This window comes from Pseudomonas sp. GW823-FHT03E05 (genome assembly GCF_058796855.1).
Genome location: NZ_JBXAJB010000003.1, coordinates 215,656 through 230,552 on the forward strand (window position 1 = coordinate 215,656; position 14,897 = coordinate 230,552).

A 14,897-nucleotide genomic window follows, 5' to 3' on the forward strand; every position below is an offset into this window, starting at 1 on the left:
AGCAGCAGGCTGCAGGCACGAGAAACCAGCGCACCTCCGCTTTTTCTTGGCGCTTGCCGCCTGTTACTTGCAACTGGAGGTCCCCTCCATGTCCAAAGATCGTCGCTACAGCTTCGAGTTCTTCCCCACCAAGACCGATGCTGGGCATGAAAAACTGCTCGCCACTGCCCGTCAGCTGGCCGGCTACAACCCCGATTTCTTTTCCTGCACCTACGGTGCCGGCGGCTCGACCCGTGATCGCACGGTCAACACCGTGCTGCAACTGGAGAGCGAAGTTAAAGTCCCTGCGGCGCCGCACCTGTCCTGCGTCGGCGACAGCAAGGACGACCTGCGCGGCCTGCTGCAGCAGTACCAGGCAGCCGGCATCAAGCGCATTGTCGCCCTGCGTGGCGACCTGCCTTCGGGCATGGGCATGGCCAGCGGTGAACTGCGCTACGCCAATGACCTGGTGAGTTTCATCCGCGAGGAAACCGGCAGCCACTTCCATATCGAAGTTGCCGCGTACCCGGAAATGCACCCGCAAGCGCGCAACTTCGAGGAAGACCTGGTCAACTTCGTGCGCAAGGCCAATGCCGGTGCCGACAGCGCGATCACCCAGTACTTCTTCAACGCCGACAGCTACTTCTACTTCGTCGAGCGCGTGCGCAAGATGGGCGTGAACATCCCGATCGTGCCGGGCATCATGCCCATCACCAACTACAGCAAGCTGGCGCGCTTCTCCGACGCCTGCGGCGCAGAGATTCCGCGCTGGATCCGCAAGCAGCTGGAAGCCTATGGCGATGACAGCGCCAGCATCCAGGCCTTCGGTGAACAGGTAATCAGTGACATGTGCGAACGCCTGCTCCAGGGCGGCGCACCCGGACTGCACTTCTATACCTTGAACCAGGCCGACCCGAGCCTGGCGATCTGGAACAACCTCCAGCTGCCACGCTGACAGGCTGCAACCCAAGCTCCGGGCCCTGGTGAAAACCGGGGCCTTTTTGTTTGCAGCAGCCTTGAGCTAGAGCGTCCGGAACTGCCTCTAGCAATTGCATGATCTCTCGTCGTAATCTCCAGCAATGTCCGTCATAGCCCGGTTGCTGACCACCTTTCTCTGCACTTGCCTGAGCCTTGCCGCCCATGGCGAGAAGCTGCGCATTGTCACCGAACCCTGGGCGCCCTATGTCTATGAGGAAAATGGCACGGCCAAGGGCCTGGACTACGAAACCACCGCCATTGTCTTCCAGCGCCTGGGCATAGAGGTGCAGTGGCAGTTCCTGCCCTGGAAACGCTGCCTGGCGATGCTGGAAACCGGCCAGGCCGATGGCGCCCTGGACATCTTCCACAGCGACCAGCGCGACGGCACCCTGCTCTACCCCAACGAGCCGCTCTCGGACGTGGAGTTCGTGATGTTCTATGCCAACCAGCGCCCGCACCCGTTCAAGCGCCTGAACGAACTCAAGGGCCTGACCATCGGCACTTCCCCCGGCTATCTGTACAGCGACGATTTCAGCAACTCGACCCTGTTCAACCGCGAGCCGGCCCCCACCCACGAAGCCAATTTCGGCAAGCTGCTGCTGGGGCGGATCGACCTGCTGATTACCGACAAACGGGTCGGCCAGCACCTGTTGGACAGCCTGGGGCTGCGTGACCAGGTCAGCCAGAACCCCACTGTCATCAGCCGCCAGAGCCAATACCTGGCCGTGCGCCGCAATGCCGGCATGGACCTGCTGGTACAGCGCTTCGGCGCCGAACTGAAGCGCTTCAAGCGCGAACCGGCCTACGCCCAACTGAGCGCCAAGTACGGTGCTGAACCTGCCCTGCCGCCGGTCAGGTCTTCATCAACCCGCGAGTCAGAAAAAACCGTTGAGCAGCAGGAAAGCAGCGCACACTGATTGCTCTGTTATACTCCGGCCTCCCGCCAGGCTCACGCCCGGACGCTGGACCCTGTTCAAGGCCTCTCCACCCCGCTACGGCGCAGCCAACCGGCCCGCGCGAGCCGCCGGTGAATGACCCTTCAGGCCAGCAGGACCGGACGGGATTGCGTCCTCTTAAACGCCATTCACGCCCGGCAAGATTATCCCTTTGGGCCAAGCCCTCACTAAAACAGGATTACTCATGTCCTTTGCTTCCCTCGGTCTCTCCGAGGCTTTAGTCGGCGCCATCGAAGCCGCCGGCTACACCCAGCCTACTCCGGTGCAACAGCGGGCCATTCCCGCCGTGTTGCAAGGTCGCGATCTGATGGTCGCGGCACAGACAGGTACTGGTAAAACCGGCGGTTTCGCCCTTCCGATCCTGGAACGGTTGTTTCCCAACGGTCATCCGGACAAATCCCAGCGTCATGGCCCGCGCCAACCCCGCGTACTGGTCCTGACCCCCACTCGCGAGCTGGCCGCGCAAGTGCATGACAGCTTCAAGCTGTACGCCCGCGACCTGAAGTTCGTCAGCGCCTGCATCTTCGGCGGCGTCGGCATGAACCCGCAGGTTCAGGCCATGGCCCGTGGCGTCGATGTGCTGGTGGCGTGCCCCGGCCGTCTGCTGGACCTGGCTGGCCAGGGCAGCGTCGACCTGTCCCACGTGGAAATCCTGGTTCTCGACGAAGCCGACCGCATGCTCGACATGGGCTTCGTCCATGACGTCAAGAAAGTCCTCGCCCGCCTGCCGGCCAAGCGCCAGAACCTGCTGTTCTCCGCGACCTTCTCCAAGGACATCACGGACCTGGCCGGCAAGCTGCTGCACAACCCCGAGCGCATCGAAGTGACCCCGCCGAACACCACGGTGGAGCGTATCGAGCAGCGGGTCTTCCGCCTGCCGGCCAGCCACAAGCGTGCCCTGCTGGCGCACCTGATCACCGCCGGCGCCTGGGAACAGGTCCTGGTGTTCACCCGGACCAAGCACGGCGCCAACCGCCTGGCCGAGTACCTGGACAAGCACGGCCTGAGCGCTGTGGCGATCCACGGCAACAAGAGCCAGAACGCCCGTACCAAAGCGCTGGCCGACTTCAAGGCTGGCGAAGTGCGGATCCTGGTCGCCACCGATATCGCCGCTCGCGGCCTGGATATCGACCAACTGCCTCACGTGGTCAACTTCGAACTGCCTAACGTCGACGAAGACTACGTGCACCGTATTGGCCGTACCGGCCGTGCCGGTCGCTCCGGCGAAGCCATCTCCCTGGTGGCTCCGGACGAAGAGAAACTGCTGAAAAGCATCGAGCGCATGACCAAGCAGAAGATCGCCGACGGTGACCTGATGGGCTTCGATGCCAGCGCAGTGGAAGCCGAGAAGCCGGAAGTGCGCGAGCGTCCGGATGTGCGCAACCCGCGCAATCCCCGTGGCCCACGCGGCGATGGCCCGAACGGTGGTGGCGGTGGTGGCGGTCGCAAGGACAAGGGCAAGGACAAGGGCGGCAAGGAAAAACCCGCCCGTGGCGAACGCCCGGCCCGCGAGCAGAAGCCTCGTGAAGGCACCCCGGCCCGCGAACAGCGTCAACCGACGCCCCGTGCCGATCGCGCACCGGACGAGTTCCTCGACGACGACGTGGACAACTTCGGTAACCGCGCTGACTACGTCAGCCCGTACCAGAACAAGAACAACCAGGGCCGCGGCCGCCGTCCAGGGGCTCCGGCCCAGGGTGCGGGCGCTGGCAATCCGCCACGCGGCGGTGCCGGTGGTGGCCAGGGTCGTTCCGGCAACCCGCGCAACAGCAACGGCAGCACCACCGGCACCGCGCCGGCCAAGCGCAGTGGCGGCCCGCGCAACGGCGCCCCTCGTGACAGCCAGGGCCGTCGCGACGAGCCGCGCAATCGCCGCCCGAACCGTGACGATCAGCCACGCCAGGAACCGGCCGTGCAGAATCCTCGGGGCAACCAGCCGAAGATCATGCACAAGGAATCCAAGGCCGATCGTTTCCCGACGCCTGAGCAGCTGGATCAGTTGCCAAGCCGTCCACGGGGCGAAAAGCCGGCGCTGCTGACCCGCAACCGCTGAGCCTCGCGCTGAAATGAAAAACGCCCCTGGCCGCAAGGCCCGGGGCGTTTTTCATGGTGGCTGGTCGAGGGCGTTTCTGTAGCCGCTGCCGAAGGCTGCGAACGACGGGGAACCCGGCGCCAGGACCTGACCGGTTTACCGCATTTCATGACGGGCAATAAAAAACGCCCCCGGTTTGTGGCCGAGAACGCTCTCTGTAGCCGCTGCCGAAGGCTGCGAACGACGGGGAACCCGGCGCCAGGACCTGACCGGTTTACCGCATTTCATGACGGGCAATAAAAAACGCCCCCGATTTGTGGTCGGGGGCGTTTTTTTGCTTTCGCAGGTTGCGACCAGTCCTATAAGGGCTGTGCGGGGGAGATCGCGAAGGCCCTGCGGGCCTTGTCGCAGCCTGCGGCAGCGGCTACAGACGAAGCATTACTTCGCTTTCACGCCTTCGAAGCTGATGTACAGGTCGACATTGTTGGAGGCCGGGCCCAGGTCCATCATCTTGCCGAAATCCTGGCGATTGATGCTGGTGGTACCTTCGAAGCCGGCACGGTAGCCGCCCCATGGGTCCTTGCCTTCACCCAGGAAGGTGGCCTTGACCACGACCGGCTTGGTCACGCCGTGCAGGGTCAGGTCGCCGGCAACGTCAGCGGTCAGCTTGCCGTCGGCGTTCTTGCCGGTGGGCTTGACGCTGGTGGAGACGAACTTGGCGTCGGCAAACTTGCCGGCGTCCAGGAAGTCCTTGCTGGTGATGTGCTTGTCACGTTCGGCGTGGTTGGTGAACACGCTGGCGGTGCGCACGTTGACTTCGATCTTGGCGTCTTCCGGCTTGGCCGCGTCAAAGCTGAACTTGCCGTCCAGGTCCTTGAAGGTACCGGTGATGAAGCTGTAGCCCAGGTGGCTGATCTTGAAGTCGACGAAGGCGTGCTGGCCTTCCTTGTCGATCACGTAGTCCGCTGCCATCACTTGACCGGCCGCCAATACAGCAGATCCGATTGCCAGAGCGGCGAGAGTCTTTTTCAACATGCTTTCTATTCCTTTTGAGTCAAGGTTGAACATCAGGCTTTGCGACCCAGCATACGGGTAAGGGTCGCATCACGATCGATAAAGTGGTGCTTCAGCGCAGCCAGGCCATGGATACCGGCAAAGATCACCAGTGCCCAGGCCAGGTACAGATGCACCACACCTGCTACATCTGCCTGGTCCGGTAGTCCGGAGATCAGGGCAGGAACTTCAAACAAGCCGAACACCGGGATACCCACGCCGTCGGCGGTGGAGATCAGGTAACCGGCAATCATGACCGCGAACAGGCCGAGGTAGAGGAACGCGTGCCCCAGCTTGGCCCCCAGGCGGGTCAGCGGTCCATGGTTGGCCGGGGCCGGCGGCGGTGGGCTGACCCACCGCCACAACACCCGCAGCAGCATGATTGCAAACAGTGTCAGGCCGATACTCTTGTGCAGGTCCGGCGCGTCTTTGCGCCAGGTGCTGTAGTAGTCGAGGCCGACCATCCACAGGCCCAGGGCGAACAGACCAAACACCGCCAGGGCCACGCCCCAGTGCAGAACAATGCTGACCCAACCATAGCGAGAAGAAGAATTACGTAACTGCATCAGTTGCATCCTGTAAGAAACGCAGATCAAGACTAGCGATTTACCTATCGAATTAAAGCGGAATTTTTTGCTTTGAAATATCGAGAAATACGATCAGTAGTCTGGACCGAGCGCGTTAAGAAAAGATTAAGCCTCACGCCAAGCCAGCCTTCTTGCTCCCTCGTGCCGTGCCCTGGGTCTTGCAGGCGGCGTCTTTGCACCTGACGCATCACGCCGTGGCGCGTCTTGCACAATAGGTTGTCCCGCGGCCATGCATTGCATAGGCTTGCCCGATTGTTCGCCCGCGCCGTTGGCGGGCCGCTTCCAGGAGACTGTACATGGGCCTGAATAACCAGTGGATGCAACGCGATCTTGCGGTGCTGTGGCATCCCTGCACCCAGATGAAAGACCACGAACAGCTGCCGTTGATCCCCATCAAGCGAGGCGAAGGCGTCTGGCTGGAAGACTTCGAAGGCAAACGCTACCTGGATGCGGTCAGCTCCTGGTGGGTCAATGTGTTCGGCCACGCCAACCAGCGCATCAACCAGCGCATCAAGGACCAGGTGGACCAGCTGGAACACGTGATCCTCGCCGGCTTCAGCCACCAGCCGGTGATCGAGTTGTCCGAGCGCCTGGTCAAGATCACCCCCGAAGGCCTGACCCGCTGCTTCTACGCCGACAACGGTTCGTCATGCATCGAAGTGGCGATGAAGATGAGCTTTCACTACTGGATCAACCGCGGCCAACCGAACAAGAAGCGCTTCGTCACCCTGAGCAACAGCTACCACGGCGAAACCATCGCCGCCATGTCAGTGGGCGATGTGCCGCTGTTCACCGAGACCTACAAGGCCCTGCTGCTGGACACCCTCAAGGTGCCGAGCCCGGACTGCTACCTGCGGCCCGAAGGCATGAGCTGGGAAGAACACTCGCGGAACATGTTCGCCGCCATGGAGCAGACCCTGGCCGAGCACCACGAAACAGTGGCCGCGGTCATAGTCGAGCCGCTGATCCAGGGCGCCGGCGGCATGCGCATGTATCACCCGGTGTACCTCAAGCTGCTGCGCGAAGCCTGCGACCGCTATGGCGTGCACCTGATCCATGACGAGATCGCCGTGGGTTTCGGCCGCACCGGCACGATGTTCGCCTGCGAGCAGGCCGGCATCCGCCCGGATTTCCTGTGCCTGTCCAAGGCCCTGACCGGCGGCTACCTGCCCCTGGCCGCGTGCATGACCACCGACGATGTCTACAGCGCCTTCTACGACGACTACCCGACCCTGCGCGCCTTCCTCCACTCCCACAGCTACACCGGTAACCCGCTGGCCTGTGCCGCGGCCCTGGCGACCCTGGATATCTTCGAGCAGGACAAGGTGGTGGAGAACAACCACGCGCTTGCCCGGCGCATGGCCAGCGCCACCGCGCACCTGGTGGACCACCCCCACGTTGCCGAAGTACGCCAGACCGGCATGGTCCTGGCCATCGAGATGGTCCAGGACAAGGCCAGCAAGACCGCCTACCCCTGGCAGGAACGCCGCGGCCTGAAAGTCTTCCAGCACGCCCTGGAACGCGGCGCCCTGTTGCGTCCCCTGGGCAGCGTGGTGTATTTCCTGCCGCCGTACGTGATCACCCCGGAACAGATCGACTTCCTCGCCGAAGTCGCCAGTGAAGGCATCGATATCGCCACCCGCGACCAGGTCAGCGTGGCGGTGCCCAAGGACTTCCACCCCGGCTTTCGCGATCCGGGCTAGAGCAGGTCGTTAGTTGTGGCGAGGGAGCTTGCTCCCTCGCCACAGAACGCTTTCCACCGATTCACATTCAACAGAGAACCCAGATGAGATTGTCCCGCTTCTTTATCGACGCCCCCCTGAGCCTAGGCGAACACGAGTTGCCGGAAGCCCAGGCACACTACATCGGGCGCGTACTGCGCATGGCCGAAGGTGCTGCCCTGCAGGTGTTCGATGGCTCGGGCACCGAGTTTCGCGGGGCTCTGGTGGAAGTGGGCAAGAAGCGGGTTCGGGTCCAGCTGAATGAAAGCTTCGCCGGCCAGGCAGAATCACCGCTGCGGATTCACCTGGGCCAGGGCCTGTCCCGGGGCGAGCGCATGGACTGGGCGATCCAGAAGGCCACGGAGCTTGGGGTCAGCGAAATCACCCCGATCTTCAGCGAGCGCTGCGAAGTGCGGCTCAAGGACGAGCGCGCCGACAAGCGCCTGCTGCACTGGCGCCAGGTGGCCATCAGCGCCTGCGAACAGTGCGGCCGCTCACAGGTCCCGGTGATCCACCCACCCGTGCTGCTGGCGGACTGGATCAAGCAGGCCCGGGCCGATCTGAAGCTGGTGCTGCACCCCGTGGCCCAGCCCCTGGAAAGCCACGCCAAGCCTGCCAGCCTGGCGTTCCTCATTGGCCCTGAAGGCGGCCTGACAGACGCCGAAGTGGAACTGTCCCACAGCGCCGGTTTCCTCCCCGCACGCCTGGGGCCGCGGGTGCTGCGTACCGAAACCGCCCCGGTAGTGGCCCTGGCCGTGGCCCAGCAACTGTGGGGCGACTTCTAACCCCTCCTGGTGGTGGCTATTGCACCGGATCGCTGGTGGGCTGGGCGATGATCGCTTTGAGTTCACTGGTCATGGGGAATTCCAGGTTCAGGCCCTTGGGCGGAATCGGCTGCTGGAACCAGCGCTGGTAAATGCCGTTGATCTCCCCGGAGCGGTACAGGTCCGCCAGGGCGCCATTGACCAGGGCCAGGAACTGCGGGTCATCCTTGCGCACCATGCAGCTGTAGATCTCCCGCGACTGTTCTTCCCCCACCACCACCCAGTTGTGCGGATCCCGGGCCTTGGCCCGCTCGCCGTACAGCAACGCATCGTCCATGTAGAACGCCGCCGCACGCCCCGACTGGAGCATCTGGAAGGCCTCGCCGTGGTCCTTGGCGCTGATCACGAACATGTCGATCTTGTGCTCGACGTTGTAGCTCTTGAGAAAGCGCTCGTTGGTGGTCCCCGCCGTGGTCACCACGTTCTTGCCCCGCAGGTCGGCGAAGCTCTTGATCCCGCTGTCCTTGGCGGTCAGCAACTGGCCTTTGACGTAGATGAAACCGTAGGAAAACGCCACCTGCTTCTGCCGCTCGGCCGTCACCCCGGTGGAACCGCACTCCAGGTCCACGGTGCCGTTCTGCACTAGGGGAATGCGGGTCTGCGAGGTCACCAGGTTGTATTTCACCTTCAGGTTGGGCAGGTGCAACTGCTGCTGGATGCGCTCCACCACCTTGCTCGCCAGCTCCACGGAATAACCCATGGGCTTGCCGCTGTTATCCCCCACGTAGGAAAAGGGCACCGAGGCATCGCGATAACCCAAGGTAATACTGGCGCTGTTGGCGATCTTCGCCAGGGTGCCCTGCAGAGGCGCTTCATTGGCCTGGGACATGGCGCTGAACAGCAGCCCCAAGGTGCAGCCGAGCAACGTGATCTTATGCATTGTTATTCTCCGTTGTGGGTAAGGGCAGTTAGCGGCGGGCCGCGATGATGCTGATTTCTACAAGGATCTGCGGGCGCGCCAGGGCCGCCTGCAAGGTGGTGCGCGCCGGCGCCTGGCCGGGGGACAGCCAGGCCGACCAGACTTCGTTCATCACCGCGAAATCGGCCTGGATGTCCTTGAGGTAGATCGTCGCGCTGAGCAGGTGCTCCTTGTCGCTGCCGGCCTCGGCCAGCAAGGCGTCGATCTTCTCCAGCACCTCGCGGGTCTGGCCGCCGATATCGCTGCTGGCCCCCGGCACCTGCCCGGAAAGAAACACCAGTCCGGCAAAGCTCACCGCGCCACTCAGGCGCTCGTTGCTGTGGATACGCTGGATACTCATCTGAAGACTCCTTTTAACGTTCAGGCAACGCGGGGCGTCAGGCCCTGCATGTCGATACTGGTGCAACGCTGGCCGATCAGTTCGCCCAGCAACTGGCCGCTGCCACAGGCCAGGGTGAACCCCAGCGCGCCGTGGCCAAGGTTGAGCCACAGGTTGCGGTAGGCGGTGGCCCCGATCAGCGGCACGCCGCTGGGGGTAGCCGGACGCATGCCGGCCCATTCCACGGCTGCCTGATAGTCACCGGCCTCGGCGAAGGTCTGGGCCGCCTGACGGCGCATCAGGGCCAGGCGGCCGGGGTCTGGCGCCGGGTCGAAACCGACGATGTCGACCATGGCCGCCACCCGCAGTTGCTGGCCGATACGCGCATAGACGATCTTGCGGTTGTAGTCGGTGATGCTGATGTCCGGCGCCCGGTGCTGCGGGCCGATGGGCACGCTGAGGCTGTAGCCCTTGAGCGGATACAGCGGCAGCTGGAGCCCAGGCAGGCGCAGTTCGGCGCTGCGGTGCCCGGCAGCCAGCACCAGTTGGCCCACCGGCAACACGCGCTCCCCCAGGTCGATGGCCTGGACCTTATCCCCCCCATGGTGAATGCCCCGCACCCGCTGGCCCAGTAGGATTTCGCAGCGCCCGGAAGCGCGCAGCCGCGTGGCCAGTTGCTGGCAGAAGGCGTGGCAGTCGGCCACTTCTTCATCCGGGGTATAGATACCGCCGACGAAGGGCGTATCCCCCAGGGCCGGTTCCAGGGCCGTGCATTCGGCAGCGGAAAGCACCTGTTGCTGGCCGCTGTCCGCCAGGTTGTGGCGGGCGTGCTCGAAGCTTTTTTGCTCGCGGAAAGTCACCAGCTTGCCGTTGCGCCGCCAGTCGAAGCCCTGTAAGCCATCCTGTTCGCGCCAGCTTTGCAGGGTGCTCTGGCTGAGCAGCGCCAGGCGCAGCAGGTGCGCGCCATTGCGCCGGTTCACCGAGTGCCGGCAAGCACCGAGGAACCCCGCCAGCCAGCGCCACTGCGCCGGGTCCAGGCGTGGCCGCAGCTTGAGCGGAGAGTCGCCCTTGAGCATCCAGCCCAGGGCCTGCCAGGGCACCCCGGCATCGGCCAGAGGCGCCACATAGCGATAGGACAGCTGCCCGCCGTTGGCGAAACTGGTCTGGCTGCCCAGGGACTCCTGAGCCTCCACCAGGGTCACCTCAAAGCCCTGGCGGACCAGGGCGTAGGCACAGGCCAAACCGATGACGCCCCCTCCAATGATGCAAACCCGCTGACTCATGATTGCCCCTGGCCTGTTGGTCGATGGCCCAAGGTTAGGGGCAGGTGACAGACGCCGGACAATGAATAAAGATGGACCTCCCATAAACAAAGGTTATGGACTGCCCCATGCGCCTTCGTCATATCGAGATTTTCCAGGCCATCCGCCAGACCGGCTCCATCAGCGGCGCGGCGCAGTTGCTGCATGTCTCCCAGCCGGCGGTGACCAAGGTTTTGCAGCACGCCGAACTGCAGTTGGGTTTCCCGTTGTTCCTGCGGGTACGGGGCAAGTTGCAGCCAACCCCGGAAGCCCTGGAGCTGGAGCGGGAAGTGGACAAGGTCAGCGAGAGCCTGCAAGGGGTACGGCGCCTGGCCCAGAACCTGCGCCGGGCGCCGGGCCACAGCCTGCGCATCGGCGCCACACCAGCCCTGGCCCTGGCCTTGCTGCCGCCCGCCATCAGTGAATGGACCCGCCTTTACCCGGACAGCCTGTGCGAACTGTCCAGCGCCCATAGCCGCGAGCTGGTACAGGACCTGCTGATGCGCGAAATCGACCTGGCGCTGACCCTGCAACCCCCGGATCACCCGGGCCTGAGCGCCCAACCCCTGGCCCAGGGCGTGCTGGTGGCCCTGGCGCCGCAGGGCTTCTGGCCCGAGCACAGCCGAGGCCAGCCCCTGGCGCTGCAGGAGCTGGCGGACGCGCCACTGATTGGCCTGAGCAGCGCCGACCCGTTGTCGGCCCGGCTCGACAGCTACCTCAAGTCGGTGGAGCCGCCGCCGCGGGTGAGCATTGCCGTGCAGACCTATTCCCTGGCCCGGGCCATGGTCGAGTCCGGCGCCGGGCTGGCCCTGATCGACCCCTTCACCGCCCTGGGCGCCTCAACGGCCAACACCGCTATCCGCCCCTTGAGCCCGCCGCTGCCGATCACCCTGTACGCCGTGACCCGCGCCGCAGAACCGCCGCCCCACACCCTGGCCAGCCTGCTGGAAATCTTCGCCCGCCAGGCCCAGGCCCAGCTCGACCGCCCCTTGTAGGAGCTGGCTTGCCAGCGAAAACGCCCGCCAGCCCGGCGCAAATCCAGAGGGCCTCTTCGCCGGCAAGCCGGCTCCTGCACCAATCCACAACACCCCGCCCCGTAGGAGCTGGCTTGCCAGCGAAGGCGTCCGCCAGCCCGGCGCATATCCAGAGGACCCGCTGCGCCGGCCAGCCGGCCCCTACAGGACGTAGAACAGGATCGCGACGAAATGCAGCAGGCTGCCGGCGATCACGAACAGGTGCCAGATGCCGTGGGCATGGCGCAGGCGGCTGTCGAGGGCAAAGAAGATGATGCCCACGGTGTACAGCACCCCGCCCGTGGCCAGCCAGGCGAAGCCGGCTGGCCCCAAAGCCGCCAGCAGCGGCTTGACCGCCACCAGGACGATCCAACCCATCACCGCGTAGATCACGATGGAGAGAATCCGCGCCTCGGAGCGCGGCTTGATCTCCTGGAGGATGCCGATCAGCGCCAGCCCCCAGACGATGCCGAACAGGGTCCAGCCCCAGGGCCCGCGCAGGGTCACCAGACAGAACGGCGTGTAACTGCCGGCAATCAGCAGGTAGATCGAAAAATGATCAACCTTCTGCATGATGTTCTTCGCCCGTCCGCGCACGCTGTGGTAGACCGTGGACACGCTGTAGAGCACCAGCAAGGTGAAGGAATAGATCGCCACGCTGACGATCTTCCACGGGCTGCCATCCAGGCTGGCCAGCACCACCAGCCAGATGCCGCCGATAAACGCCGCGATTGCCCCCAGCAGGTGGGTCCAGGCGTTGAATCTTTCTCCGTGATACATCAGTCGCTCACCCTTGAAACATTGAAAAAACACGCAAGGCTCAGGCCTGCAGCTTGAAAGCGCAATATGTCTATTGGGGCGCGGCCGAGAAAAAACCAGCGGCCACGTCCTGACCGATCGGGCATCATCAGCCCCTCCTCAGCAGAGTCCGGACCATGCTCATCGACGAAGAGTTGACCCTGAAAAAGCTCGAAGTGTTTCTGGCCTTCATGCGCACCGGCAACCTGGCCCGCGCCGCCGCCGAGTTGCAGACCAGCAATGTCAGCGTGCACCGGGCCATTCACTCCCTGGAAAATGCCCTGCGCTGCCCGCTGTTCAAGCATGAAGGGCGCAACCTGACGCCCCTGGAAAGCGCCTTCGTCCTGGAGGAACGGGCACAGAAGCTGGTGCAGGACGTGGTCGAGAGCGTGCGCCTGACCCGCGAAGCGGCGGGCTTTTCAGCAGAACGCTTCAAGCTCGGCGCACTTTACTCGCTGACGGTGAAAACCGTGCCGCAGCTGATCATGGGCCTCAAGCTGCGCCGCAGCGAGCTGAACATCGACCTGATCCTGGGCTCCAACATCGACCTGCTGTACAAGCTCAAGAACATGGAAGTGGACGCCATCCTGATTTCCCTGGACGACAGCGCCCATGACCCGGACTGCGAGCAACTGCCGTTGTTTTCCGATGACATTTTTCTCGCCACCCCCGCCGATTCGCCCTTTGCCCAGCAGAGCGAAGTGGACCTGGCCGACGTGCGCGACGCCACCTTCATCACCCTGACCCAGGGCTTTGCCACCCATCAGGACGGGGTGCGAGTGTTCAAGCAGGCGGGGTTCGAACCCAAGGTGGCGATGCAGGTCAACGACATCTTCACCCTGCTGAGCATGGTCAGCTCCGGGGTCGGTTATGCGTTGCTGCCGGGGAGGATCGCGGCGGTGTATGAGAACCGCGTGAAACTGATACCGCTGCAGGCGCGCTACCGCCTGCAGCAGCATATCGGCGTGGTGTTTCTCAAGGCCAAGGAGCGCGACCCGAACCTGTTGGCGCTCCTGGCCGAATGCCGGATGTACGCCAACCGCCAAACCCCCTAGAAGCCGGCTCCTGCACGAAATCCGCGATGCACTCGCCCCGTAGGAGCTGGCTTGCCAGCGAAGGCGTGCGCAAGAACAGCGCCTGCCTCACGGGCCTCTTCGCCGGCAAGCCGGCTCCTGCAGGGGTTAGCCCACCAGGCCGCGGACGATGAAGAACAGCAGCGATGGCCCCAGCAGGCAGCCCAGCCCGGTGTGGAAGGTGGCGGTCAGGGCGCCGTAGGGCACCAGCCGCCGGTCCGTGGCTGCCAGCCCCGCGGTCACGCCGCTGACGGTGCCGGCCAGGCCACCGAAGACCATCGCCGAACGCGGATTGTCCAGGCCCATCCAGCGCGCGGCCATGGGCGTACCCACCATCACCAGGATCGCCTTGATCAGGCCCGTGGCAATCGACAGGGCCACCACGTCGGAGCTGGCACCAATGGCTGCGCCGGTCACCGGGCCGACGATATAAGTCACCGCGCCGGCACCAATGGTGGTCATGCTCACCGCATCGCGATAGCCGAAGGCCCAGGCGATGCTCGCGCCGACAATGAACGGCAGTACCGTACCCAGCAGCAGCGCCACGGCACCGATCATCCCGGCCTTGCGCGCCTCGGTGGCTTGTACTTCAAAGGCCGTGGCGACGATGGCGAAGTCCCGCAGCATGGCGCCCCCCATCAGGCCGATGCCGGAAAACAGCGCCAGGTCCGCCAGGCCCTTCTGACCACCGGTCAGGGTGCCGCCAACCCAGGCCAGGACCAGGCCGATGACAATGGCAATGGCCGATCCGTGTACCCGGCCGAACGTCAGGCGCTTGGACAGCAGCACCGAGACCCACATGATCACTCCGACGAAGGCAAAGGCGGTGACCAGACCGTTGTGCTCCAGGCCTTTCTCGATCAGATCCCACATCTCAGCGCCCTCCTGCCGGTGCAGCTTTCACACCCGGCTCCAGCGGCTCGGCCGGCAGTGGCTCGCCCTTGTGGGTGCGGCTGATGAGGGCGATGGTGCAACCGCAGAGCACCACCGAACCGATGGCCGCCAGCACCGCCACCGGGCCGCCGTGCAGCGCCGTCACCACGTTCTGCTGGGCGGCCATGGCCACCACTACCGGAATGTACATGGCGCCCCAGAAACCCACGCCCATCTCGCAATCCTTGGTCATGCCGCCGTGCCTGTGCATCCACAAACGGGCGCAGATCAGCAGGATCATGGCGATGCCGACTCCGCCGACATTGGATTTCACCCCCAGCAACACGCCGAGCATGTCGCCGATAATCACACCCGCCAGCGTACAGATCGCCAGCAATGCCACACCGTAGATAATCATTGTCGTAGTCCTCAAAGTGCATCGTCGAAGTTGTTGTTCTTGTGCTTCGTCAG

General features: G+C 64.1%; 15 protein-coding genes. 7 read left to right on the forward strand and 8 right to left on the reverse strand.

Annotated features, from left to right (window positions below; translation table 11 throughout):
* The first annotated feature begins 88 nt into the window (after positions 1–88).
* The 3 genes from metF (at position 89) to rhlE2 (ending at position 3,966) form a co-directional block, all read left to right on the forward strand.
* A complete protein-coding gene (gene metF / locus AC1RCO_RS13935) occupies positions 89–934 on the forward strand; it encodes a methylenetetrahydrofolate reductase [NAD(P)H] (protein ID WP_053160300.1) in 846 nt (281 codons plus the stop codon).
* Positions 935–1,058: 124 nt separating this feature from the next.
* A complete protein-coding gene (locus AC1RCO_RS13940) occupies positions 1,059–1,874 on the forward strand; it encodes a substrate-binding periplasmic protein (RefSeq protein ID WP_011063974.1) in 816 nt (271 codons plus the stop codon).
* A 223-nt stretch (positions 1,875–2,097) separates the two neighbouring features.
* Positions 2,098–3,966, forward strand: coding sequence for an RNA helicase RhlE2 (gene rhlE2 / locus AC1RCO_RS13945; protein ID WP_011063975.1), 1,869 nt, complete (start codon positions 2,098–2,100; stop codon positions 3,964–3,966).
* A 417-nt stretch (positions 3,967–4,383) separates the two neighbouring features.
* Here rhlE2 and AC1RCO_RS13950 read toward each other — a convergent pair whose 3' ends face one another.
* A complete protein-coding gene (locus AC1RCO_RS13950; RefSeq protein ID WP_011063976.1) occupies positions 4,384–4,980 on the reverse strand; it encodes a YceI family protein in 597 nt (198 codons plus the stop codon).
* A gap of 32 nt (positions 4,981–5,012) precedes the next feature.
* The gene (locus AC1RCO_RS13955) at positions 5,013–5,564 is read right to left on the reverse strand and encodes a cytochrome b (RefSeq protein WP_011063977.1); all 552 of its coding nucleotides are present in this window, start codon (positions 5,562–5,564) and stop codon (positions 5,013–5,015) included.
* Between the two features lie 317 nt (positions 5,565–5,881).
* Here AC1RCO_RS13955 and AC1RCO_RS13960 point away from each other — a divergent pair, with 317 nt between their 5' ends.
* Together AC1RCO_RS13960 and AC1RCO_RS13965 are read left to right on the forward strand one after the other, a co-directional pair.
* A complete protein-coding gene (locus AC1RCO_RS13960; RefSeq protein ID WP_492617804.1) occupies positions 5,882–7,288 on the forward strand; it encodes an adenosylmethionine--8-amino-7-oxononanoate transaminase in 1,407 nt (468 codons plus the stop codon).
* Positions 7,289–7,371: 83 nt separating this feature from the next.
* Positions 7,372–8,091, forward strand: a complete 720-nt coding sequence (locus AC1RCO_RS13965; protein ID WP_019095274.1) for a 16S rRNA (uracil(1498)-N(3))-methyltransferase — start codon at positions 7,372–7,374, stop codon at positions 8,089–8,091.
* A gap of 16 nt (positions 8,092–8,107) precedes the next feature.
* Here AC1RCO_RS13965 and AC1RCO_RS13970 read toward each other — a convergent pair whose 3' ends face one another.
* Genes AC1RCO_RS13970 through AC1RCO_RS13980 form a run of 3 tightly spaced genes read right to left on the reverse strand, consistent with a single transcriptional unit; the run spans position 8,108 to position 10,651 of the window.
* Entirely contained in the window at positions 8,108–9,010 is a 903-nt protein-coding gene (locus tag AC1RCO_RS13970; protein WP_011063980.1) for a transporter substrate-binding domain-containing protein, read from the reverse strand.
* 28 nt (positions 9,011–9,038) lie between these two features.
* Positions 9,039–9,389 carry a RidA family protein gene (locus tag AC1RCO_RS13975; RefSeq protein WP_011063981.1) on the reverse strand — a complete coding sequence of 117 codons (351 nt, stop codon included), beginning with the start codon at positions 9,387–9,389 and terminating at the stop codon, positions 9,039–9,041.
* A gap of 20 nt (positions 9,390–9,409) precedes the next feature.
* Positions 9,410–10,651 (reverse strand): D-amino acid dehydrogenase, encoded by a 1,242-nt coding sequence (locus AC1RCO_RS13980; protein WP_492617805.1) that lies wholly within the window; start codon positions 10,649–10,651, stop codon positions 9,410–9,412.
* A gap of 107 nt (positions 10,652–10,758) precedes the next feature.
* Between AC1RCO_RS13980 and AC1RCO_RS13985 the strand changes: the two genes are divergently transcribed.
* The gene (locus AC1RCO_RS13985; protein ID WP_492617806.1) at positions 10,759–11,664 is read left to right on the forward strand and encodes a LysR family transcriptional regulator; all 906 of its coding nucleotides are present in this window, start codon (positions 10,759–10,761) and stop codon (positions 11,662–11,664) included.
* 180 nt (positions 11,665–11,844) lie between these two features.
* On the opposite strand, the gene trhA is transcribed toward AC1RCO_RS13985, so the two are convergent.
* Positions 11,845–12,462: a PAQR family membrane homeostasis protein TrhA gene (gene trhA / locus AC1RCO_RS13990; protein WP_011063984.1), complete on the reverse strand. Its 618-nt coding sequence runs from the start codon at positions 12,460–12,462 to the stop codon at positions 11,845–11,847.
* A 155-nt stretch (positions 12,463–12,617) separates the two neighbouring features.
* Between trhA and AC1RCO_RS13995 the strand changes: the two genes are divergently transcribed.
* A complete protein-coding gene (locus AC1RCO_RS13995) occupies positions 12,618–13,535 on the forward strand; it encodes a LysR family transcriptional regulator (RefSeq protein WP_015637350.1) in 918 nt (305 codons plus the stop codon).
* A 126-nt stretch (positions 13,536–13,661) separates the two neighbouring features.
* Here AC1RCO_RS13995 and madM read toward each other — a convergent pair whose 3' ends face one another.
* Together madM and madL are read right to left on the reverse strand one after the other, a co-directional pair.
* Positions 13,662–14,426, reverse strand: a complete 765-nt coding sequence (madM, locus tag AC1RCO_RS14000; RefSeq protein ID WP_011063986.1) for a malonate transporter subunit MadM — start codon at positions 14,424–14,426, stop codon at positions 13,662–13,664.
* A gap of 1 nt (position 14,427) precedes the next feature.
* Positions 14,428–14,844, reverse strand: coding sequence for a malonate transporter subunit MadL (gene madL / locus AC1RCO_RS14005; RefSeq protein ID WP_015637351.1), 417 nt, complete (start codon positions 14,842–14,844; stop codon positions 14,428–14,430).
* Positions 14,845–14,897 lie beyond the last annotated feature (53 nt).